This is a genomic window from Massilia pseudoviolaceinigra (assembly GCF_030846505.1).
GTDB classification, from domain to species: Bacteria; Pseudomonadota; Gammaproteobacteria; order Burkholderiales; family Burkholderiaceae_D; genus Telluria_A; species Telluria_A violaceinigra.
In genome coordinates this window covers 59,525-81,767 of the sequence record NZ_JAVCWL010000037.1, presented here as the reverse complement: position 1 = coordinate 81,767, position 22,243 = coordinate 59,525, and the positions used below count along the sequence as shown (strand labels likewise).

Below are 22,243 nucleotides of genomic sequence, written 5' to 3'. Positions count from 1 at the left end.
ACCAGCGGAGTTGGTCGCATTCGAGGACTGCACAGCCAGTTCACGTACACGCTGCAGAATGTTGCCCGTCGATTGCAACGAACCCTCGGCCGTTTGCAACATCGACACGCCATCGTTGGCATTGCGCTTGGCCTGATCGAGACCGCGGATCTGGGACGTGAAGCGTTCCGAAATGGCCAGACCGGCGGCATCGTCTTTGGCGCTGTTAATACGCAGGCCGGAAGACAGACGTTGCAGCGAGGTCGACAGTGCGGAAGCCGAGGTGCTCAGGTTGCGTTGTGCATTCAGCGACGCGGTGTTGGTGTTGATTACGCTCATGGTAATACTCCTTCAGATACTACTTATTCATGTTGGCAACTTGCCTTCGCTTTGGTCTGCCCCTTCGGTCCGGGACAATCACACCGCAGTCCTTTTTTGTAACGGGTTACCGGGCGGAAAGTTTAGTGAAATCAGGCAGGTATATTTTTTATTTCCACCCTCAAGCAGGCGGGGAGCGCGGCGCTTGACGGCAGGCGCCGGCGGAACTTGAGGGGTAAAAATAGGAAATTGCGATCTTGTGTTTGCCAATCGCGCGCTGTCCGGGCGGCCTGGGATGATGCCTCAGGGATAAGAATGGGTACCGTCAACTTACGGGCGCCGGGAAAATTTTGTAAAGTATCGGGATGAAAAAATCCCTACTCTGCCGCGGCTTCCCCTACCCGGCAGAAATCATCAGTGATGTCGTGTGGCTCTACTTCCGGTTTGCTCTGAGTTTTCGCGACATAGAAGAGCTGATGGCCAGCCGTGGCATCATTGGCACGTACGAGATGATCCGCCAATGGACGTTGAAGTTCGGCCAGGGCTATGCCAATGAACTTCACCGGCGTCAACCGCAGCGCGGGGACAAAGGGAATCTCGGCGAGGTGGTCCTAACTATCAAAGGCAAGCACCATTACCTCTGGCGTGCAGTCGATCAGAACGGTCATGTGCTGGATATCCTGATGCAGAGTCGGCGCAGCCGGCAAGCAGCAAAATGCTCTTTTCGCAAGCTCCTCAAATGCTTGAGGTACGCACCGGGTGCTGATCACCGACAAGCTGAAGAGCTATGCCGCGGCGAAGACGCAAATCATACCGGGTGTCGAGCATCGCCGGCACAAAGGACTGGATAACCGGGCCGCACTCTCGCATCAACCGACGCGGCAACGAGAACGACAGATGCGCCGCTTCAAGTCAGTCGGCCAGGCTCAGCGCTTTTGTCGGCGCATGGCCCGATCAACAATGCCTTCCGGTGCCAACGCAACCGCTTGTCAGCGAAGCAGTACCGGCACGTCCGTACGCAGGCATTTTCTATATGGAATGAGGTCACCGACGTAGCAAAGAACGCCTGATCCGAGACACCGTGTTACCCAAGTCCATTTCGCCTGGAATTCTACAACTCGTCGTCCCGGTTCAGCAAGTTGACAATACCCTTGCGATACTGGAAATCTGGAATCGAGAATCGCCTCGACTTGAGCGGCCTCGAAGCATTGCCCTATCAGGCCAAGGCCGGCATGCAAGGATAGCTCAAGGTTGCTTGACTGCTTGACTTCAAAGTGTGGCATGATCGGTCGGGTGAAAGCGGGTAATGCAATAATACTTTCAAGTCAACGACTTGAGAAACTAATGCATGAGGTCGAATACGGATTCAGGATAAATGCAGGCTGGGAAGGACGGATCTGCCGTCTTTCCTCGCCAAAATTTCTAGGTTCTTATTAATATGACTGAAAGTCTCGCTGCTGTTTTTGCTTGCTTCCTGGTTCGAGTGTGCGGCCATGGCTACCTATCGCTATCTCTACCACGATGGGCGATTGGCTTGCGTAACTGCCGACTATGAGCGTTATGACTGGCGTTCGGACTGCGTGAAAGGTGCCGGTCGGCGCCCTGATGTGTCGCCTGTTCAGTCCATTCAGTTAGCACCTTTGTGGCCCCATGAGGTGCACGCGGAGAAGGCATTTCGCCGCGTAACCTTATTGGTGAGTTGCAAAAGGGCCTTGGAATATGCTGCTCGGATTTGGTATGTCGAATTGCGCTCTGTACAGGTGACCGATGCTGTGCAGGCTTGGCGCCTGGGCCGGAACCAAGTGACTGGATTTCGCCAGTCTGAAGGCGGGTCCGGATTTATTTGATCCGCCAGTCAACGGGATAACCGCATTCAATAAATGGAATGATGAATTTTATCTGGTGAATGCCCTGAATGGATGCCCGAAGGTGAAATTAATGAAAGATCCTTCGTTGCGTTTTGGGGGTATGGGTATCTGTTTAAGGGCCCCGGCGTGGATCAATATTACTGGATCGGGTCTTTCTTATGATCGTTTCTGCTGCCCGCAGCAGCGTTCACCGGCAAACCCGTGCCGTGGTCGGGCGATAGCAGCCATATTGCATCGGACAGCTTAAAGAACGCTCGTTTCAAAGTTGCGTTAGCCGGTAAATTACCGGGTTGTACATCAAGACCGTCTGCCTTTGCGCCGGTCCACGTTAAGTATTTCTGGATGACTTTTATGTCTACAGCGTCACGAAAATGCATGGTTGTTGCCGCAGCGGGATTTTTGCTCTGGTGCATCTATCTCTATCGTGGAGGCGAGCCTGAGTGCATGTTTTCGGCTAACAGGCGCTACGATTGGTCTGCAGCGCTGGATGGAGGTCGCGTCATCACGCCAGACGGTTCGCCCGAAGCCAGCATTCGTGAAGCACGGTTGGGACCGAATGGTGTCATTGCGGAGAAGACAATTACGCGGGCTACCGTTTTGATTGAGTGTAAGGCCGAGTTAGCTGACGCGAACCGCATCGTCTATCTTGAGATGCGTTCCCCTGATATTTCTGCTGCCGTCGCAGCCTGGCACGCCGGAACAAACAACGCGCCAGGATTCAAGGGCGGCCCCCTCAAGCCGAAAGTGTTGAAGCCTTTTTCGATAGAGGATCTTGACCAAAGGTTCAGAACATGGAATCCCGCTTATGTGTTCGAAGATGCACCGGACTGGTTCGTCAAGAACAAGTATGACCAAACGACGTTTGTCGCCTTCTGGGGAACAGGTCATCTATTCAAGGGCAACAGCCCGGATCAATATTTTTGGGTGGGATACGGTCCGTGATCGCTCCCACCCGGCGCTAGCGCTACCCCGCGAACGCCAACGTCGTATATCAAGACCGTCTGCCAGCCAGACGGATTGAATTCATAAGTTAATCAAAGAGTAACAAACCGATGCATGTATCGAAGCCATGGACCAGTGCACTTGGCGCGACCGCGAACAAACTGGCGCGCGCGCTGCTGTGTGGCGCGCTGCTCACCGCCAGCCGTTGCGCTCTGGCCCAGACACCCGTGATGCCACCGGCTGAAGGTGCGTCCTGCACCGTCAGCGCGGTGAACCGGAATGCACCAGTCGCTCCTGACGGCGCGTTTGCCATCTTTAATATCCCCGGCGAGACCGGGCCATTCCGCGCGCGCGCCACCTGTTCCGACGGCAGTGTCGGCCAGACCGCGGTCGCCTTTCCCGAGTTTGCGTCGGAACTGGTGTTTACCGGCTACATCGTCTGGGGCAAAATCGATCCGAGCCCGGTCGCACTGGGTTTGAGCGCGAGCAACAAGCGCCTCTCCACCGTTGCGACCAGCCAGCTGAGGGGCCACCGCCATTGCCGCCAATGCCATCTCGCGCGACGTCACGCCTTACCTCCAAGGCACCACCTATACCGTCAGCAACGCCTTGCTGGCATCGGTCAGCCAGAACGGGCTGGTCAAGGTGTTGCCGCTGTTTGCGTCCGGCTCCAGTGCGCGCCTGGTGGCAACCGCCACCAATGAAGGCGCGGTATCGGCAAGTTACATGTTCGTGCTCGGCCCGCGCGGCTTCGCTCGCGGGGCGCGTCCCGCAGGCCGACGGCAGCAGCCCGGTGACCGGCGCCCAGGTCACCGTGGTGCGCGACCAGCCGATGGAGCAGGTCGGCTTCGCCGTGACCGACGCGGCCGGCAATTTCACGCTCGCCGACGTCAGCGCCGGCAGCTTTACGCTGTCGGTGATCGATCCGGCCAGCGGCGACCGCGGCCGCGCCAAGGCCAGGATCGATACCGAAGGCGAAACCAGGAACGTCGATATTTGCCTCAACGGCCAGGGCCAGGTGAATGTCACCGTAACCGATGGCGGCGGCCCGAACGTGCCGAACACGACGGTCACGCTGACGGTCCTGAACGGGGTGCGCGATACGCGCACCATGGTCACCCACACCAGCGGCCAGGCCAGGTTCGTGGGCGTGGCGGCGGGCGACTTCTCGATCTCCAGGCGCGACGGCCGGCGTGTTGCGCGCTGGGACCGTGGTACCGGTCGCGCTGCGGCCGCAGCCGGTGGCAACGATCCAGGGCAGCGTCTACGGCGCCGATGGCAGCACCTTGCAGGAAGCGGTGCAGGTGCGCATCCTGTCGCGCGCGCGGCATCGTCTCGCAGTTCGTCACTGCAGCGGACGGCAAGTTCAGCTTCGATCCCCTGCCGCTCAGCGACGGTCGCTAGGCGCCAGGTCGGCGGTGTTCGTGACCAGCAGAAGTTTGCCCTCCATCAGGCGCGCATGCGCCAGTGTGCGCTCGTCGATCGCGGAGTCAGAGCTCTGACCCCAATTAGGAAATGTTTCGATTCAGAGGTCTAACCCCAATTAGGAAATGTTTCGATTCAGAGCTCTGACCCCGGTTAGGAAATGTTTTAGAGGCGGAAGAAGTCGTCGATCAGGCGGCGTTTCGATGGCTTGACGGTCAGTTCGCCCGCCGTGCCGGCAAACACCATGCAGTCGCCCGGCGTGTCGCGGTTGATGACGCCCGTGCCCTGCGCGACCGTGGTGTTGTCGCCAATCCGGCAGCGGCCCACAATGGCGCTGTTGGGATACAGGATCACGCCTTCCCCCAGCACCGGCGCCACGCCGTGGTTCTTGCCGACCGTGGCGTTTTGATACAGCACCAGGTAGTTCCCATACGTCGCCTTGGCCAGCACGATGCCCACCGAGTGCCCGATAAAAAATACCTCGGGCAGCTCGATCTCGTAAAACAAATCGATGCCGTTGAGCGCCTTGTTGAGCAGGAATAGCCGCGTCGCCACGCCCAGCGCTTCTTCGCTGCGGTCTTCGCGCCATATCGTATTCGACAAAAAATACAAATACTGGCAGTACTGGCTCGAGTTGAGATAGTTGAATTGCCCCAGCGGCCACATCGTCACCTTGTCGATGCAAGCTTGCAGACGCGCCATCGTCGTGTCCCAATGCGTCGCGATCACGCGCTGCAGCACGGCCGCTTCCATGCCCGGAAAAAACGTCGTGACCTGCTGGCACGTGTAAGCGACCAAGTGTTCGTGGGCCATGCGCGGCTACTCCGGTGCCTGATAACGCATGTACACCAGCGCCGGCGCATCGCTGCCGGCCGTCGGATCTTCGACCCACGTCACCTGGCCGTCCGCACTGCTGCTGGCCAGCGGCACGCGCTTGACCTCGCCAAAGCCGGCTTTCGCGTAAAACGCCACCGCCGGGTTGTCCGAACGCACCCGCACCCAGGCCTCGTCCAGCCCGAGCCCTGCGCGCGCCCAGTGCAGCAGCGCCTGCAGCGCGAGCGTCATCAAGCCCTTGCGGCAGTCGCCGCCGCGCACGATGGCGTCCGCCTCCACGTAGCCCTTGTCCCAGTCGATGAATCCCAGCCCCACGTGGCCAACCGGGCGCCCGTCGAGGGTGTCGACCATGAACAATATCTTGCCGGGATCGCGCGCTACCGCACCCGCCAGCCAGTTGGCGGTGCGCGTTTCGTGCGCGTCGAATTCGGTCAGGAACGATGCGACGAAGCGGTTGCGCCACTCGCTAAGCAGACGCGCATCGTTCAAGTTGATGTGGGCGCTGGCCGTGGCGATCGGGCGCAGCAGCGCTTCGACCGGCTGGCCCACCGGGATCACCAGGTCGGCCCCGGCGCCGGCCGCCTGCTTGTAGGCGGCAAACAGGGCTTGCCCGCTCATGCCGGCGTCCCGGCGACCGCTTTCCCCGCGAAATACAGGCCGATCTGGCGGCACACTTCATCGACCAGGGCCAGGTCCATGCGCGAGTGCAGCGGCAGGGACAGGATTTCATTGCCGACCCGGTCAGTCACGCTCAGGTCGCCCGCGCGGCAGTTTTTCCAGAGCGAAAACCAGTGGCCCGGCTGCCAGTGGATGCCGGTGTCGACACCGTTTTCCTTCAAGAACTTGCGCAGCTCGTCGCGGTCGTCGGCCGGCACGCGGATGTAGTACAGGAACGGGTTGACGTCGGCAAAGTCGGTCAGCGGGGTACGCACCTGCGTGACTTCGGCCAGCAGCGCGTTGTATTTGATGCAGGCGTCGCGCCGGCTGCTGGCGATCAGCTCCAGCTTGGACAGCTGGGCCAGCCCGATGGCGGCGTGCATATTGAGCATGTGGTAGCGGTAGCCCACGCGCTCGACGTCGAAGGTCCAGGCGCGCTGGTTCTGGTACATGACCGAAGCCGGCTGCTGCATGCCCAGCAGGCGCAGTTCGTGCACCATGGCCAGTTCTTCCTTGGTTTTCACCACAATCGTGCCGCCGTCGAGGCAGGTGATGGTTTTCACCGGGTCGTGGCTGAACACGCAGATGTCGGAAAAGCTGCCGACCGGCTTGCCCTTGTATCTGGACCCGAAGGAATGCGCGGCATCGTGGATCACGCGCAGCTTGTGCGTGGCCGCGAATTCGGCGATTTCATCGTGATCGCAGAGGATGCAATCGTAATCCATGACGATGATGGCTTTTGTCTTCGGCGTGACCAGCTTGGCCGCCTGTTTCATGTCGATCGCCAGGGTGTCGTCGAGGCAGTCGCAGAAGACGATCTCGGCGCCCACCCACGAAATGGCCTGGAAATCGGCCGAGCAGTTAAAGGAAGAGACGATGACTTCATCGCCCGGACCGACCCCGGCGATGAGCAAGGCCACGTGCAGCCCGGCGGTGCCGGTACTCAAGGCGGCCACGTAGCGCTCTTCCGTGCCCAGGATCTCCTTGACCTTGTTTTCAAAACCGGACACGTAGCTGCCCATGCCGAGCCAGCCCATTTCGAGCGATTCGCGGCTGGCGTCGATTTCTTCTTTTTCGATCAGCGGCTTAAATACGGGGATCATGGCAGTCCTTCACAAAGCAGGTTAAAGGTTCAGGGTCAGGGCGCGCGTGCGGGCGGCCAAGGTCGGCCATGCCCGGTCATTGTCGGAGATCTTGCGCGATGCGCACACGGGCCAGGGAATGTTCAGCGCCGGATCGTCCCAGCGCAGGCCGCGTGCGGAGGCGGGGCGGAACGGTGTACTCATCTGGTAGAGCACTTCCGTGTCCGCTTCCAGGCTCTGGAAGCCGTGCGCCATGCCGGCGGGAATATACAACTGGCGGCGGTTCCCTGCCGACAGTTCGGTGTGGAAGGCCTTGCCGTAGGTGGCGGAGCCCGGCCGCAGGTCGACGATGGCGTCGAATATGGCACCGCGCGTCACCCGCACCAGCTTGATTTCCTGGTCGGGCGCGATCTGGAAATGCACCCCGCGCAGGGTGCCTGGGTGGGGATTCCATGAAACGCTTTGCTGCACGAAACGGCCCGCCAGCCCGTGCCGCGCGAACTCTTCCTCGCAGACGGTGCGGGCAAACAGGCCGCGCTCGTCTTCGACGGGTTCGATGTCGATCAGAAAGGCGCCGGCCAGCGGGGTAGGGTGAAATTGCATCAGGCCACCACGTGGATGTGCGGGTTGGCCAGCAGAAATTGCCCGCCCCAGCCGCGGATGCCGGCCATCTGGGTCATCAATTCTTCCTTGATGTTCCACGGCAGGATCAAGAGGTAGTCGGGTTGCGTTTCAAACACCGCCTCGGGCGCGCGCACGGGAATGCGGCTCCCGGGCAAGAGCCGGCCTTGCTTGGCGGGATTGCTGTCGACCACGTAGTCGATGATGTCGGCGCCGATGCCGCAGTAGTTGAGCAGGGTATTGCCCTTGGCGGCGGCGCCGTAGGCGGCGATGGTCTTGCCCTCATTCTTCGCGTCGATCAGGAAACGCTGCAGCGCGCGCTTGGTGGCGCGCATGCGTTCCCCAAAAGCGGCATAGGTGTCCAGGCGCGCCAGGCCGGCTTCCTGTTCCAGCGCCAGGCAAGCCTCGACCTGCGCCGTGGTCGGGTGCGACGCCGTTTGCAGGCAGGCGTGCACGCGCAGGCTGCCGCCGTGGGTCGGGAGATGCTCGATGTCGAACACGCGCAGGCCGGCGCGCGCGAATACGGGCAGCAGGGCCAGCAGGGACAGGTAGGAATAGTGTTCGTGGTAAATCGTGTCGAACTGCTGGTCGGCGATCAGGCGCAGCAGGTGGGGAAACTCCAGCGTCACCACCGCCTCGGGTTTCATCACGGCCGGCATGGCGCCCACAAAATCGTTGAGATCGGGCACGTGGGCCAGCACGTTGTTGCCCAGTAAAAGGTCGACCTGTTCGCCCTGGGCCGCGAGCGTGCTTGCCGTGGCGCGGTTGAAGAACAGTTCGCGCGTATCGATGCCGCGTGCGCGCGCCGCCGCCGCCGTGTTGCCGCTCGGTTCGATGCCGAGGCAGGGAATGCCAGCCTGCCGGAAATACTGCAGCAGATAGCCATCGTTGCTGGCGATTTCCATCACGCGGCTGGACCCGTTCAGGCCCAGGCGCGCCGTCATCTGTTCCACGTAGGCGTGCGCGTGGGCCAGCCAACTGCTCGAAAACGAGGAAAAATACACGTAGTTGGCGTGGAAGTGCAGTTCGGCGCGGGTGGCGTCGGCCAGTTGCACCAGCCAGCAGTGGTCGCACACCATGGCGTGCAGGGGGTAGAACATTTCGCCCTCGGCCGCTTTGTCCGGCTCGACAAAGGCGTTCGAGACGGGCGAGAGGCCCAGGTCGGCAAAGCTGTGGTGGAGAGCGGTGCCGCAGGCGCGGCAGGAGCGGGCGGGACTGTTCATGCGCAGAAGTGTTCCAGTTGCTGTTCGGTGAAGGCGCGCGCGCCGCCGGGGTCGCGCGCGGCCGCGGCGTACCAGGCGGCCGTCTGTTCGATGCCAACCGCCAGCGGCCAGCGCACCTGCCAGCCGAGCTCCTGGCGCGCCTTGCTCGAATCGAGATAGAGCAGGGCGGCTTCCTTGGCCGCATGCTGTTCGCCGTCGAGGCGCCAGGCCAGCTGCGGCCAGTGTTCCTGCAAGCCGTTCAGCAAGGTGGCGACCGAGACGTTGTCGGCGGCGTCCGGGCCGAAATTGTAGGCGCCGGCGCAGGATGTGTCGCCGCCCAGCAAACGGGCGGCCAGCAGCAGGTAGCCGTGCAGCGGTTCGAGCACGTGCTGCCAGGGACGGGTCGCGTGGGGACTGCGTACCGGCAGCGCGCTGCCCTGCTGCATGGCGCGCACGGCGTCGGGAATGAGGCGGTCGGCGCTCCAGTCGCCGCCGCCGATGACGTTGCCCGCGCGTGCGGTGGCGATCAGCGGGCCGCCGGCGGCAAAAAAGCTGCTGCGGTAGCTGTGCGCGACCAGTTCGGCGCCGGCCTTGCTGGCGCTGTACGGGTCATGTCCGCCGAGGCGGTCGTTTTCGCGGTAGCCCCATGGCCAGTGCTGGTTTTCGTAGCATTTGTCGGTCGTCACCACCAGCGCCGCGCGCGCGCCGGGACAGGTGCGCAGCGCTTCGAGCACGTGCACGGTGCCCATCACGTTGGTCGACCACGTGGTCACCGGGTCGGCGTAGCTGTGGCGCACCAGCGCCTGCGCAGCCAGGTGCAGCACCAGCTCGGGCGCGGCGTCGGCCATGGCGCGCGTCAACGCCGCCTGGTCGCGCACGTCGGCGATGTGGTGGCGCGCCAGGGTGTCGCTAACCCCCGCCAGTTCGAACATGGTGGGCGTGCCAGAGGGCGCCAGGGAATAGCCGGTCACGCGCGCGCCCAGCCGCGCCAGGAACAGGCACAGCCAGGCGCCCTTGAAGCCGGTGTGGCCGGTGACGAACACGCGCCGCCCGTTGAAGGCGAGCGCCAGCGCGTCCATGCCGCTCACGCCCACACCTTCCACGGCGCCGTGCCGGACTGCCACATGTCTTCGAGCATGTTCTTTTCGCGCAGGGTGTCCATCGGTTGCCAGAAGCCGGCGTGTTCGTAGGCCATCAGCTGGTTTTGCGCGGCCAGCGCTTGCATGGGTTCCACTTCCCAGCTGCAATCGTCGCCATCGATCAGGTCGACCACGTCCGGTTGCAGCACGAAAAAGCCGCCATTGATCCAGCCGCCGTCGCCCTGCGGCTTTTCCATGAAGGCGGTGACGGCGTCGCCCTGGCGCACCAGCGCGCCGTAGCGTCCGGGCGGCTGCACGGCGGCCACGGTGGCCAGGCGCCCGTGGGCGCGGTGGAAGGCGATTTCGGCCGCGATGTCGATGTCGGCCACGCCATCGCCATAGGTGAAGCAGAACGGTTTGCCCGGTTCCAGGTATTCGCGCACGCGCTTCAGGCGCCCGCCGGTGAGGGTATCGGCGCCGGTATCGACCAGGGTCACGCGCCACGGTTCTGCGTGCCGTTCGTGCACTTCCATGCGGTTGTTCTGCATGTCGAAGGTGACATCCGACATGTGCAGGAAGTAGTTGGAAAAGAATTCCTTGATCAGGTAACCCTTGTAGCCGACGCAGATGATGAAGTCGTTCACGCCATGGTGCGAGAACACTTTCATGATGTGCCAGAGCATCGGTTTGCCGCCGATTTCGATCATTGGCTTGGGCTTGAGATGGCTTTCTTCGAGAATGCGGGTGCCCAGGCCGCCGGCCAGGATGACTGCTTTCATGACAGCGCTCCTTCATTGCTGGTGTTGCACCATTGTTCCCACATGCCGCGGTATGCCTGTTCCAGGTGGCGCGTGAAGCGCTCCATGTCCATCAGAGGACTGGCGCGGGTGCGCTCGCGCAGGCCGCTGCGCAACTGGCGCAGGCGGGCCGGGTCGAGCGCGAGCCCGGCGGCGATGCGGACATACGCCTCTTCGTCGTCGGCAATGAGTTCGTCGAGGCCGCCGTTGTGCAGGATCGTCACGCCCAGGCGCGAGATGAAATTGCTGCCGGCCAGGGTGACGAAGGGCACGCCCATCCACAGGGTGTCGAAACTGGTGGTGCCGCCGTTGCAGGGGAAGGGGTCGAGCGCGATGTCGATCCGGTTGTAGAGCACGAACTGGTTCTTGCGGTCGTTGGCGATCAGGATCAGGCGCGCCGGGTCGATGCCCAGGCCCGCGAAACGCGCTTGCACGCCGTCGCGCATGCCGGGGTTGTCCAGGCCCAGGATTTCCAGCATCAGGCGCGAATCCGGCACCTGCTGCAGGATCGCGGCCCACAGCACGATGGTCGGGTCGCTCACCTTGGCGTAATTGTTGAAGCAGCCGAAGGTGATGTACTCATTGTCTTCATGTGGCGGATGGTCGATCACGGCCGGGCTGTTGGCGTGCGCGGCGTAGCAGCAAAACACTTCCGGCAGGCGCCACAGGGTTTCCACATTGAAGTGTTCGCTCAGGCCCGGCGGCTCGGCGAAGGCGTCAGTGAGGCGGTAATCCATCGTGCTCAAGCCGGTGGTGGACGGGTAGCCGATGTAGGTCAGCTGCACCGGCGCCGGCTTGCGCGCGAACGCCAGCAGGCGGTTGCCGGCCGTATGGCCGGCCAGGTCGACCAGGATGTCGATGCCATCGGCGTGGATGCGCTCGGCCAGCTGCTGGTCGGACATGCTGCGGCACGGGATCCAGTGGTCGGCATCGGCGCGGATGCGGGCCGTGAATTCATCGTCGATCACATGGCTGTAGTAGCAGAACACCTCGACCTGCGATTTGTCGTGCCGCGACAGGATCGGTTCGATGAAAAACGCGACCGCGTGGCGCCGGAAGTCGGGCGACACATAACCGATTTTCAGGCGCTTGCCGGGCTCAACGCCGGGCGCGTGTTGCATGCGCTGGGCCGCCAAGCCTGGTTCGAACTGGGCGGCGAAGCGCAGGTGGAGCGCGAACAATTGTTCCTGGGTGATGCCGGCCGCGTACTGCATCGACAGCAGCAGGTTGTTGTGGGCCGCCGCATAGTTGGGCGCCAGCGCAATGGCTTGCTCGTACATGAGGCGCGAGGCGTCGGGTTTACCCTGGTCTTTCAGCGCGCTGCCGAGGTTGTTGAAGGCTTCGGCAAAGCCGGGGCGCAGGGCGATGGCTTGCTCGAAGCAGGCGACCGCCTCGTCGTAGCGGCCCTGTTCCTTGTAGGCTACGCCGAGGTTGTTCCAGGCGTCGGCAAACTCGGGTTTGCGCAAAATTGCCTGCTCGAACGAAGCGACCGCTTCGCCCAGGCGGTTCATGTTGGCGAACGCCACGCCCAGGTTGAAGTGGGCGGCGGCGCTGTCGGGCCACATGGCCAGGGTCTTTTCGCACCAGGCCAGCGCCTGCACGTGGCGCTGCAGGTCGGCGTTGGTCAGCGCCAGCATGGCGTACGGGTCGGCGTAGCCGGGTTTCAGGTGCACCGCGTTCTCGAAGCAGATCAGCGCTTCTTCGAGCCGGTAGCTGGCCTTGTAGGCGATGCCGAGGTTGCAGTAGGCCTCGGCGTAGTCGGGGCGCACCGTGACGGCGTGCTCGAAGCGCTGGATCGCCGCCTCGGTTTCCTGCTGTTCGAGCAGGGCGCCGCCGAAGTTGTTGAGCGCTTCGGCAAAGTCGGGTGCCAGCGCCAGCGCGGCCTGGTAGGCGGCAATCGCTTCGTCCAGGCGGCCGAGTTCCTTGAGGGCGATGCCCATGTTGTTGTACGGCTGGACAAAGCGCGGGTCGATGGCCAGGGCGCGCTGGTAGCAGGCCAGGGCCTCTTCCGGCGCGCCCTGGGCCTGGCGCGTGACGCCGAGGTTGTAGTGGGCCGCGGCCAGGTCCGGCTGCTGTTCCAGGGCGGCCTCGAAATGCGCGGCCGACAAGTCCCACTGTTCTTGCTGCTGGTACAGCTCGCCCAGGTTGTTGTGCACTTCGGCAAAGCCGGGGCGCAGTTCGAGCGCCCTGGCGTAGCAGACCCGGGCTTCGTCCAGGTTACCCATGAGCTTCAAGGTGTCGCCCAGGTTGCTGTACGCCTCGGCGTGCTCCGGCTGCAGCGCCAGCACGGCCAGGTAGCTGCTCAGTGCGTTGGGAAACTGGCCGCCGTCGCGCAGGGCGTGGCCGAGCCGCAGGTGGGCCTCGGCATTGTCCGGCGCCAGTTTCAGCAGGCGCTCGTAGCTGGCTTGCAGCTCGGGCAGCATGTTCAGGGCGCGGCAGCTGGCGTCGAGCGCGAAATAACAGGCCGGGTTGGCCGGCGCCCTGTCGATCGCGCGCCCCAGGGCATCGATGGCTTCCTGGTGGCGGCCGCGCTGCTGGTGGAGCAGGCCGAGCAGGTGGAGGACGTCGGCCCTGCCGTCCAGTTTGCGGTACAGCGCTTCCGCCTGGTCCAGCCGTCCCGCCCGGTGATGCTCCATGGCGATGTCCAGGGGGGAGGGCGGGGCGTAGGAAGCGGGTTTTTTCATGGGGCGCGGTCAGTCATCCTGGGTGAGGGGAACGGGGGCGGTCAGTCGGCCACCACGACGCGGTTCTTGCCGGTTTGCTTGGCCTGGTACATGGCCTTGTCGGCGCGCCGCACCAGGCTGGCCTGGTCTTCGTTGGGGCTGCGCAGGGCGACCCCGGCCGAGAAGGTGATCAGCACTTTCTCGTTATCGTGCAGGAAAAAATGCTTGGTCAGGTCGCGCTGCAGGCGCGTCATGGTCAGCGAGGCGGCTTCCACGTTCGTTTCCGGCAGCAGGATCAGGAATTCCTCGCCGCCGAAACGGGCGATCACATCCATCGAGCGGATGGTTTCCTTGACAATCTTGACCAGGTGCTTGAGGGCATTGTCGCCGGCCAGGTGGCCGTACCTGTCGTTGAGGCGCTTGAAGTCGTCCAGGTCGAGCATGGCGATGCACAGGGGCGTGCCGCGGCGGTCGGAGCGCGCCGTTTCGCGCTCGAACACATCGTCCAGGCCGCGCCGGTTCAGGCTGCCCGTGAGCTGGTCTTCGCGCACCAGCTCGCTCATGTGCTGGAGCTTGGCCTCCAGGGTGTGGATGCGCTGCTCGGCTTCCTGCACTTCCTGGCGCGCCAGCACCATGCGGTCGCGCGACTTGAGCGCTTCGGTCTGCACCAGGCGGGTTTCGCGCAGCACTTCCTCGAGAATCACGTTCAGTTCGGCGATATTGTCGGTGTGGCTGATCTTTTCGGAAAAGGAACCGATCTTTTCGTGGAAGTCGCCGGTCGTGGTCGCCACCGAACTCAAGCGGTCGATGAAGGTGAGCATCATGTTCTTCACCGTCAGCTTGACGTCCGACAAGCTGTGCTTGAGCTGGCTCTGCTTGTAGATGACTTCCTTCAGGCTGCGGGTGGCGTCTTCCAGCGCGCGCTGGTCGATCGGGCCGGCGATGAGTTCCTGCACCGAATCGATCTGGCCGCGCAGCCAGCTGTCGTCGTCGAGCAGTTCGCTGACGTTTTCCAGCAGCAGCTTGAACAGGCGCAGCAGCAATTCCTGCTGTTCACCGACGTCGCCGCTTTTAATGTCGATCTGGTAACACAGCTGCTTGAGGCGCACGCTGACATCGTTCAGGGCTTCTTCGGTGGTGGCGACCTTGACGGCGGTCCCCAGCGCTTCGGCCTCGGCCATCAGGGCCGGGGTATCGGCCAGCAGCGAGGCAACGGCAACGCTCAGGGTGCGGCTGAGCAGGTCGCGCAGGATCTTGGCGTCCGGCTCGTCGGACATGGCCGACAGCGCCGACAGTTCGATTCCGCCGCTCTTGCGGATGTGTTTCTCGACCAGCTGGGTCAGGTTGCGCGCGTAGCCATCCCAGTCACGCGTCTTGACCGCGCGCGCGAAGCGGCGGCCGAAGTCGGCCAGTTCGCCCGGCGACTCGCTCAGTTTGGCCGCGAAGTCGCCCAGCACGTTTTCGGCGCCCGCGCCGGCGCCGGCCTCGGGCGCGGCGGGCGCGGCCTCGGGCACCCGCGCAGGCGGCGTGTCGGCGATGCCGGCGATCTCGTTATAGATCTCGCGGTAGGCTTCCGGGGTCGGCGCGATGCGGCGCGTGGCCAGGCGCCGGAAGGCCTCGCGCGCGATCTCTGCGGGATTCTGGGCGCTGGCGGGGTTCGGCGTTGTGGACATGGTAAAACAGTGCCTCAGTCAGGTTTGGCGATGATGCGCCAATGATAAGCGAGTTTATTTCCTGCCATCCCTAGAAAAGAGACGGATAAGGCATCTTACTCCAGAGCATTAACCTGGCGCGCAGCGCAGGAAAAACTTATTCAATCAACTGGTTTTTGATCGCATAGTGCGTCAATTCGGCACTATTCTTCAGTTTCATCTTGACAAGCAGGCGCGAGCGGTATTCGCTGATGGTCTTTACCGACAGCGACAATTCCTTGGCGATCGCCCCCACTGTCTTGCCGGAAGCGATCATGGTCAGGGTCTGGTATTCGCGGTCCGACAAGGTGTCGTGCAGCGGCGTGTCGTGGTTCTCGCCGACCGCGCTGGCCAACTCCTGGGCCAGGGCCGCGCTGACGTACTTTTGCCCGGCGGCGACCTGGCGGATGGCGGTGACCAGCTCGCGCGGCGCGCTCTGCTTGGTCAGGTAGCCGGCCGCGCCGGCCTTGAGCGAGCGGATCGCGTACTGGTCTTCGCGGTGCATCGAGAGCATCAGCACGGCCAGTTCGGGATGCTCCTTCTTGACCAGCTTGAGCACCTCGATGCCGCTGCGGTCGGGCAGGGAAATGTCGAGCAGCATGACGTGGCACTTGGCCTTGCGCACATGCTTGATCGCGTCGATCCCGTCTTCGGCTTCGCCGGCGACGATGATGTCGGGCGACTCGGCCAGGATTTGTTTCAAGCCTTCGCGCACGATCGCATGATCGTCGGCGATGAAGACCCGGATGATGGCTTTGTCGGTCATTGCAGCTTCTTACTCGGTTCGGGTGGCGCCGGGCGCCGGGGGTACAAGGTGGGCCGGGACTGGCTCGGCGGACTCGGGTGTTTCATCCCCTATTATCGTCGCTCTGGCCATACTCAGCTTGATTTTGATGGTCACCACTGTGCCGCCCCCTGGCGCGTCGGCCAGGGTCATGGTGCCGCCCAGCGCCTGGGCGCGCTCGCTCATGCCGCGCAGGCCGAACGATTGCGGCTTGTGGCGGTCGGCCTGGGCGATGCCGGCGCCGTTGTCGGCAATCGTCAAGACGATGTGCTGGCGCAGCAATTGCAGGCGCACTCCCACCCGGCTGGCGTGCGCATGCTTGGCGATATTGGTCAGCGCTTCCTGGAAAATCCGGAACAGCGCCGTCGCATGGTCCAGGTGCAGGTCGATTTCCTTCTCCGGACAGGTGAAGCTGCAGGCGATGCCGTTCTGCTTTTCGAATTCCTTGACCTGCCATTCGAGCGCGGCGACGATGCCGAAGTCGAGCATCGACGGGCGCAGGTCGAGCGAAATGCGGTGCACCGCGTCGATGGTGCGGTCGACCAGCGAGTCGACATAGGCGGCGCGCTCGGCCAGCTGCGGCTGGTCGGGCGGCAGGCGCTGGGTCAGCATCATCAGGGCCATCTTGATAGCGGTCAGGTTGCCGCCCAGGTCATCGTGGATTTCGCGCGCGATGCGGGTGCGTTCCTGTTCCTTGACGTGTTCCAGGTGGGCCGCCAGTTCGGCCAGGCGCGCGCGCGAGCGCGTCACTTCCAGCTGTTCGAGCTTGCTGGCCGTGATATTGGTCATCAAGCCTTCCCAGTGCACGCTGCCCGGGTGCTCGGGCATGGCGCGCGGGGTCGAGCGCAGGTTGATCCATTTCTGGTCCTTGTATTCGTGGATCCAGACCCGGCCCTCCCAGTTCCATCCGGACAGGCTGGCGGCCGAGGCGTGCATGGCGTCGAGGTAGCTCTTGCGGTCTTCCGGCAGGATCAGTTCGATGAAGCGTTCGGGTTCGGCCTGCAGTTCGGCGGCGGACAGGCCGAGCAGGGCGGCGCAGCCCTCGCTCAGGTAGGGAAACGCCACCCGGCCGTCCGCATGCAGCTCGAACTGGTACACCAGCGCCGGGGTGTTGCTGACGAACGGCTTCATGGTGTGGGCGATGGTGGGTGGAACTGGGCTCATCAGGGGTCGGCGGAAGAATAATGCTTGGAATCATACGGGAAAAACGGCGGGGTCTGCTGTCCCCTTGCACCGCGATGGCGCGACCGGCGCAGGGTTCGTTTCAGTGCTGACAAGCTGGCTAAATCTTTTTACAACTAATGTAAGAATTAAACTTGACGACTGGTAATCATTTCTATAAAACAATGTACTTACATAATTTACAGGATGATTTCATGGCAAATTCCATCGTCGGCGATAGTGGCAATAACTTTTTGCCTGGTACCTGGGGTGACGATCTCATGGAGGGCAAGGGCGGCGCTGACATGCTGCACGGCGTCGATGGCAACGATACCCTGATCGGGGGCACCGGCGACGACACCATCGACGGTGGCCCGGGCAGCGATACGGTCGTGTTCAACCGGGGCGACGACCAGGACACCCTGCGCGCATTCGGCACCGGGCCCGGCATGCACGACCGCCTCGTGTTCGGCGCCGGCATCGCGCCGGCCGACATCTATCTGCAGCGCCTCGGCCCCAACCTGTACATCGAACTGCGCGGCACCATGGACCGCATCCTGGTCGAGCGCTTCTTCGACCGCCCCCAGAACATTGACGGCGTGCCGATGCAGCAGGGCGCCATCGAGCAGATCGTATTCGCCGACGGCATGCAGTGGAACCGCGACACCATCCTGACCCGGCTGGCGCTCGACACCACGCCGCTGACAACCCTGGGCGAGCTGGACGACCGTTTTTACGCTTACGGCAATGTGGACGCCGGCGCCGGCAACGACACGGTGGACGGCCACGCCGCCTACGTGGCTGGCGGCGCGGGCGACGATGTCCTGACCAATATCGGCGGCCCGAATGGGGCGGTGCTGCTGGGCGGCTCCGGCAACGACCTGATACAGGCGGGCCCGAGCGACGATGTGCTCGACGGCGGCAGCGGCAATGATAGCCTGGACGGCGGCGCCGGCAACAATACCTATCTGTTCAGCCGCGGCTGGGGTGAGGATCGCCTGCAACTGGCGTCGCCACAGAGCTGGGAGCAGACCCACCACAACATCGTGCTGGCCGACGTACTGCCGGGCGGCATTGCGCTGGTACGTTCCGCGCAAGGCATGGGTAACGATTTGCTGATCACCCTCAGGGGCGGCGGCGACAGCCTGACCGTGGCCGACTTTTTCTCGCACCGCGGCATCACCAGCATCACCTTTGCCGACGGCACCGTCTGGAATTCCAACGATATGGAGCTGGCCAGCATGCGTCCCGTGATGCCCGACATGGTCGGCGGCAGTGCGCCGGACACGCTGTACGGCAGCTGGGAGAGCGATATGCTGTCCGGCGGCGACGGCGACGACATGTTGGGAGGCTTGGATGGCAACGATGTCCTGATCGGTGGTAACGGTAACGACTCCCTGAGCGGCGGCAGCGGCGACGACACCCTGATTCCCGGCGCCGGCTTCGATTACCTCGAGCCCGGCAGCGGCAGCAACATGATCTTGTTCGGACGCGAGAATGGCCAGACGGTACTGCTGCCGGGCCCGCTCAACGATACCCGCAACACGGTCGTGATGGCGGCCGATGTGCGCCCGGCCGATGTCAGCCTGGCGGCCCAAGGCTCGCATCAGGTGCTGCTGCGCATCGCCGGCAGCAACGCGACGCTGCAAATGGACTTCGTTCCCGAACCCCTCCCGTCCGGACCGGTCCAGTGGCGCTTGCCGGCACAGTTGCAGTTCGCCGACGGCACCCGCTGGGACAGCGCCAGGCTGATGGAGATGAGCCTGACCCAGACCGGCGACGAGGGCAATAATGTGCTGGAGGGTTACCCCGAGCGCAACGACCGGATCGACGGCAAGGGTGGCCACGACATGATCAGCGGCTGGAGCGGCAACGATCTGCTCTCCGGGGGCGATGGCAACGATCACCTCAACGGCGGCGACGGCAACGATACCGTCGATGGCGGCGCGGGCGACGACATGCTGTACGGCGGCGCCGGCAACGATCTTCTGCGCGCCGGCAAGGGCAACGATTACCTGGTCGGCGGCGCCGGCGAGGATACTTATTTCTTCGCCCACGGCGGTGGCGTGGCGATTGTCGACGAACTGTCCCTGGAAGGCGGGCCGGGCAATGTGCTGCAGTTCGGCGCCGGCATCACGGCCGCCGACCTGCGCTTTGTCGCGGCGAGCAGCGAGCTGCACATCTATTACGACGCGACCAGCCAGATCAAGCTGTTCGATCACGGCAAGGGTGTCGCTCGCATCGACTTTGCCGATGGCACTTCCACCACCATCGACGCGCTGAACGGGCACGCGCCGGTGCTGCAAACCCCGCTGAACGACGCCGATGTCCGCGCCGGCAGCCCGTTCATCATGGAGATCAAACCAGGCATCTTTACCGATGCCGATGCCGCTGCGGGTGACGTGCTCACCTACAAGGCCGCGCCCGCCGGCGGCGGCGCCTTGCCGTCCTGGCTGCATTTCGACGCAGTCAACGCCATCTTCGTCGGCACGCCGGGCAGCGCCGACGTGGGCAGCTTCGACGTACTCGTCACCGCCACCGACAGCACGGCGCGCTCGGCCACCGATACCTTCCGCGTGACGGTCGGCGCCGGCAACGTGGCCCCGACGCTCGTCTGGCCGGTTGGCAATGTCACGCTCAAGGAAGGGTACGGGTTTTACCAGCGCCTGCCGGACTTCAAGGATGCCGATCCGGGCGACGTGCTCAGTATTGAGCTCTCCAGCGCGGACGGCAGCCCCCTGCCGACATGGATGGCGCACGATCTCGCCCAGTACGGCCTGACGGGCAGCGCCGGCTACGATGCGGCCGGCACCTACGGTATCCGGGTTACTGCAACCGACCAGGGCGGCCTGTCCGCCGTCAGCACGTTTAACGTGATCGTGAGCGACGTCAACCGCACTCCGGTGCTGGCCAAGGCGCTGCCTGACGCGGCCGCGAGCGCCGGCACGGCCTTCGCGCTCGCCATTCCGGCCGGCAGCTTCAGCGACCCGGACACGCATGACGCGCTGGCGCTCACGGCCAAGCTGGCCAGCGGCGCGCCGTTGCCGTCATGGCTCAAGTTCGACGCCGCCAGCGCCACCTTCAGCGGCACGCCCGGCCACGTCGACAGCGCCGTGCTCGACATCACCGTGAGCGCCACCGACAAGGGCGCCATGGCGGCCAGCGACGTGTTGCGCCTGACGGTGACCGACGTCAATGTGGCGCCGACCGTCTCCGCGCCGGCCAATGGCGGCAGCGTGGCCGAAGGCAAGGCATTCTCGGTATCCGCACCGGCTTTCCAGGACGCCAACCCGAACGACGTGCTCAGCGTCGTGGTGACCCGCGCCGATGGCAGCGCGCTGCCGGCGTGGATGTCGTACAGCCCGGCGACGGCCACCATCGGCGGCACGGCCGGCTACAGCGATAGCGGCAGCTATGCGCTCAAGGCCACCGCGACCGACAAGGGCGGCCTGTCGGCATCGAGCCTGTTCAACATCACCGTCGCCAATACCAACCGCGCGCCGGTGCTGGCGGCGCCGCTCGCGGCCAAGACGCTGGCCGACGGCGTGGCCTTCACCTACAGCGTGCCGGCGGCGACCTTTGCCGATCCGGACGCGGGCGACACCGGCAGCTACAGCGCCGGCGCGCTGCCGGCGTGGCTGTCGTTCAATGCGACAACGCGCACTTTCAGCGGCACCCCGGCGTCCAGCGACGCCGGCAGCAGCAACGTCATCGTGCGCTACACCGACGCCGGCGGCCTGGCGGCGACGGCGACCCTGGCGCTGACCATCACCCAGACCCCGAGCGTGACGCTGACCGGCACCGCCGGCGACGATATCCTCACCGGCAAGGCGAACAACGACACCCTGTTCGGCCTGGGCGGCAACGACCGCCTCGACGGCGGCTATGGCGCGGACAGCATGGCTGGCGGCAAAGGCAACGATACCTATATGGTTGGCCAGGCCGGTGACGTGGTGACCGAAGCGGCGGGCGAGGGTAGCGATAGCGTGAGTACCGGCCTGAGCTACGTGCTGCCGGCCAACGTGGAGCACCTGACCCTGACCGGCGCCGCCGCGGTCAACGGCAGCGGTAACGCGCTGAACAACGCGATCACCGGCAATTACCTCGCGAACGTGCTCGACGGTGGTGCGGGCGCAGACACCCTGGCCGGCAACAACGGCAACGATACGTATTACGCCGATCACGTGGACGACATCATTACCGAGTGGGCCGGCAATGGCTTCGATCAGCTGTTCAGTTCGGTTACCAAGACGCTGGCGCAAAACGTGGAAGTGCTGACCCTGACGGGCACCCAGGCCATCAACGGCATGGGTAATCCGACCAACAACCTGGTCAAGGGCAATGGCGCGGACAACACCCTGAGCGGCAACCTGGGCTACGACATCATGCTGGGCGGCGCAGGCAACGACCGGCTCAACGACACGTCGAAAGAGTCGAACGTGTTTCATGCCGGTGCGGGTAACGATTCCCTGTCGGGCGGCGTCGCCAGGGAACTGTTCATCGGCGGCGCGGGCAACGACAGCGTCGACGTCCAGACCGGGGTGGACCTGCTCGCCTTCAACAAGGGCGATGGGCAGGACCAGGTGCTGGCGTTCGGCGGCAACGACGACACGCTCTCGCTCGGCCATGGCATCGTGTATGCCGACCTGGCCCTGAAAAAGGTCGGTGCCGCGCTGGTGCTGACGGTGGGCGCGAGCGACCAGATCAGCTTCACGAACTGGTACGGTTCCAGCGGCGGCAGCGTGTCGACCTTGCAGGTGGTGACCGCCGGCGGCGCCGATTATGTGCCCGGTTCGGCCAGCGCGATCAACGACAACAAGGTCGAGCTGTTCGACTTTGCCGGCCTGGTCGCTCAGTTCAACCAGGCGCGCATCGCCAACCCGGCGTTGACCAGCTGGAGCATGGCGGCCTCGCTGGCGGCGTTTTCGCGCGGCGGCAGCGATAGCGCGGCCATCGGCGGCGACCTCGCTTATCACTACGCGGTGGACGGCGACTTGTCGGCGGTGGGCATGAACGCCGGGCTGACCATCATCGGCAGCGCGACCTTCGGCAGCGGCATGCAAACGCTGCTGGCCGGGGGCGCGCTGGCCGACGCTTCGCCGATGCTGTTCTAAGCGGCGGCGTGGGCCGGGGAGAATTG

General features: G+C 63.9%; 16 protein-coding genes and 2 pseudogenes. 5 read left to right on the top strand and 13 right to left on the bottom strand.

All coding sequences use genetic code 11. From position 1 onward, the window contains the following. Positions 1-318 (bottom strand): flagellin N-terminal helical domain-containing protein (locus RBA40_RS28020; RefSeq protein WP_445352056.1); only part of this gene is annotated, 318 nt, incomplete at its 3' end. A 344-nt stretch (positions 319-662) separates the two neighbouring features. Here RBA40_RS28020 and RBA40_RS28015 point away from each other — a divergent pair. Further along, positions 663-1,367: pseudogene (locus tag RBA40_RS28015) on the top strand (IS6 family transposase). A gap of 935 nt (positions 1,368-2,302) precedes the next feature. On the opposite strand, the gene RBA40_RS28010 reads toward RBA40_RS28015, so the two are convergent. Further along, on the bottom strand, positions 2,303-2,542 hold the full coding sequence (locus tag RBA40_RS28010; protein ID WP_306651712.1) for a hypothetical protein: 240 nt from the start codon (positions 2,540-2,542) through the stop codon (positions 2,303-2,305). On the opposite strand from RBA40_RS28010, the gene RBA40_RS28005 reads away from it, so the two are divergent. The 3 genes and pseudogenes from RBA40_RS28005 to RBA40_RS33715 form a co-directional block, all read left to right on the top strand. Then, entirely contained in the window at positions 2,541-3,107 is a 567-nt protein-coding gene (locus tag RBA40_RS28005; RefSeq protein ID WP_306651710.1) for a hypothetical protein, read from the top strand. The two genes, RBA40_RS28010 and RBA40_RS28005, sit on opposite strands and share 2 nt — an antisense overlap. Positions 3,108-3,217: 110 nt before the next feature. Further along, on the top strand, positions 3,218-3,811 hold the full coding sequence (locus RBA40_RS28000) for a hypothetical protein (protein WP_306651709.1): 594 nt from the start codon (positions 3,218-3,220) through the stop codon (positions 3,809-3,811). Then, positions 3,808-4,092: pseudogene (locus RBA40_RS33715) on the top strand (carboxypeptidase-like regulatory domain-containing protein); the annotation flags it as partial. The gene RBA40_RS28000 and the pseudogene RBA40_RS33715, both read left to right, overlap by 4 nt. 605 nt (positions 4,093-4,697) lie before the next feature. Here RBA40_RS33715 and RBA40_RS27990 read toward each other — a convergent pair. From RBA40_RS27990 to RBA40_RS27940, 11 genes are all read right to left on the bottom strand, one after another. Further along, positions 4,698-5,345: an LbetaH domain-containing protein gene (locus tag RBA40_RS27990; RefSeq protein WP_306651704.1), complete on the bottom strand. Its 648-nt coding sequence runs from the start codon at positions 5,343-5,345 to the stop codon at positions 4,698-4,700. A 6-nt stretch (positions 5,346-5,351) separates the two neighbouring features. After that, on the bottom strand, positions 5,352-5,984 hold the full coding sequence (locus RBA40_RS27985; protein ID WP_306651703.1) for a GNAT family N-acetyltransferase: 633 nt from the start codon (positions 5,982-5,984) through the stop codon (positions 5,352-5,354). Continuing rightward, on the bottom strand, positions 5,981-7,126 hold the full coding sequence (locus RBA40_RS27980) for a DegT/DnrJ/EryC1/StrS family aminotransferase (RefSeq protein WP_306651702.1): 1,146 nt from the start codon (positions 7,124-7,126) through the stop codon (positions 5,981-5,983). The genes RBA40_RS27985 and RBA40_RS27980 overlap by 4 nt, the downstream gene beginning before the upstream one ends. A 21-nt stretch (positions 7,127-7,147) precedes the next feature. Then, positions 7,148-7,708: a dTDP-4-dehydrorhamnose 3,5-epimerase gene (gene rfbC / locus RBA40_RS27975; protein WP_306651701.1), complete on the bottom strand. Its 561-nt coding sequence runs from the start codon at positions 7,706-7,708 to the stop codon at positions 7,148-7,150. Then, on the bottom strand, positions 7,708-8,949 hold the full coding sequence (locus RBA40_RS27970; protein ID WP_306651700.1) for a class I SAM-dependent methyltransferase: 1,242 nt from the start codon (positions 8,947-8,949) through the stop codon (positions 7,708-7,710). Before RBA40_RS27970 ends, rfbC begins: the two co-directional genes overlap by 1 nt. Next, on the bottom strand, positions 8,946-10,007 hold the full coding sequence (rfbG, locus tag RBA40_RS27965; RefSeq protein ID WP_306651715.1) for a CDP-glucose 4,6-dehydratase: 1,062 nt from the start codon (positions 10,005-10,007) through the stop codon (positions 8,946-8,948). The genes RBA40_RS27970 and rfbG overlap by 4 nt, the downstream gene beginning before the upstream one ends. A 5-nt stretch (positions 10,008-10,012) precedes the next feature. Further along, positions 10,013-10,786 (bottom strand): glucose-1-phosphate cytidylyltransferase, encoded by a 774-nt coding sequence (gene rfbF / locus RBA40_RS27960; RefSeq protein ID WP_306651698.1) that lies wholly within the window; start codon positions 10,784-10,786, stop codon positions 10,013-10,015. Continuing rightward, positions 10,783-13,488: a tetratricopeptide repeat protein gene (locus tag RBA40_RS27955; RefSeq protein WP_306651697.1), complete on the bottom strand. Its 2,706-nt coding sequence runs from the start codon at positions 13,486-13,488 to the stop codon at positions 10,783-10,785. The genes rfbF and RBA40_RS27955 overlap by 4 nt, the downstream gene beginning before the upstream one ends. A gap of 41 nt (positions 13,489-13,529) precedes the next feature. Beyond that, positions 13,530-15,140: a GGDEF domain-containing protein gene (locus RBA40_RS27950; protein ID WP_306651696.1), complete on the bottom strand. Its 1,611-nt coding sequence runs from the start codon at positions 15,138-15,140 to the stop codon at positions 13,530-13,532. A 136-nt stretch (positions 15,141-15,276) separates the two neighbouring features. Beyond that, the gene (locus tag RBA40_RS27945) at positions 15,277-15,924 is read right to left on the bottom strand and encodes a response regulator (RefSeq protein WP_306651693.1); all 648 of its coding nucleotides are present in this window, start codon (positions 15,922-15,924) and stop codon (positions 15,277-15,279) included. 9 nt (positions 15,925-15,933) lie between these two features. Beyond that, the gene (locus RBA40_RS27940) at positions 15,934-17,106 is read right to left on the bottom strand and encodes a sensor histidine kinase (protein ID WP_306651691.1); all 1,173 of its coding nucleotides are present in this window, start codon (positions 17,104-17,106) and stop codon (positions 15,934-15,936) included. A gap of 212 nt (positions 17,107-17,318) precedes the next feature. Here RBA40_RS27940 and RBA40_RS27935 point away from each other — a divergent pair, with 212 nt between their 5' ends. Further along, on the top strand, positions 17,319-22,217 hold the full coding sequence (locus RBA40_RS27935; RefSeq protein ID WP_306651689.1) for a putative Ig domain-containing protein: 4,899 nt from the start codon (positions 17,319-17,321) through the stop codon (positions 22,215-22,217). The last annotated feature ends 26 nt before the right edge of the window (positions 22,218-22,243 follow it).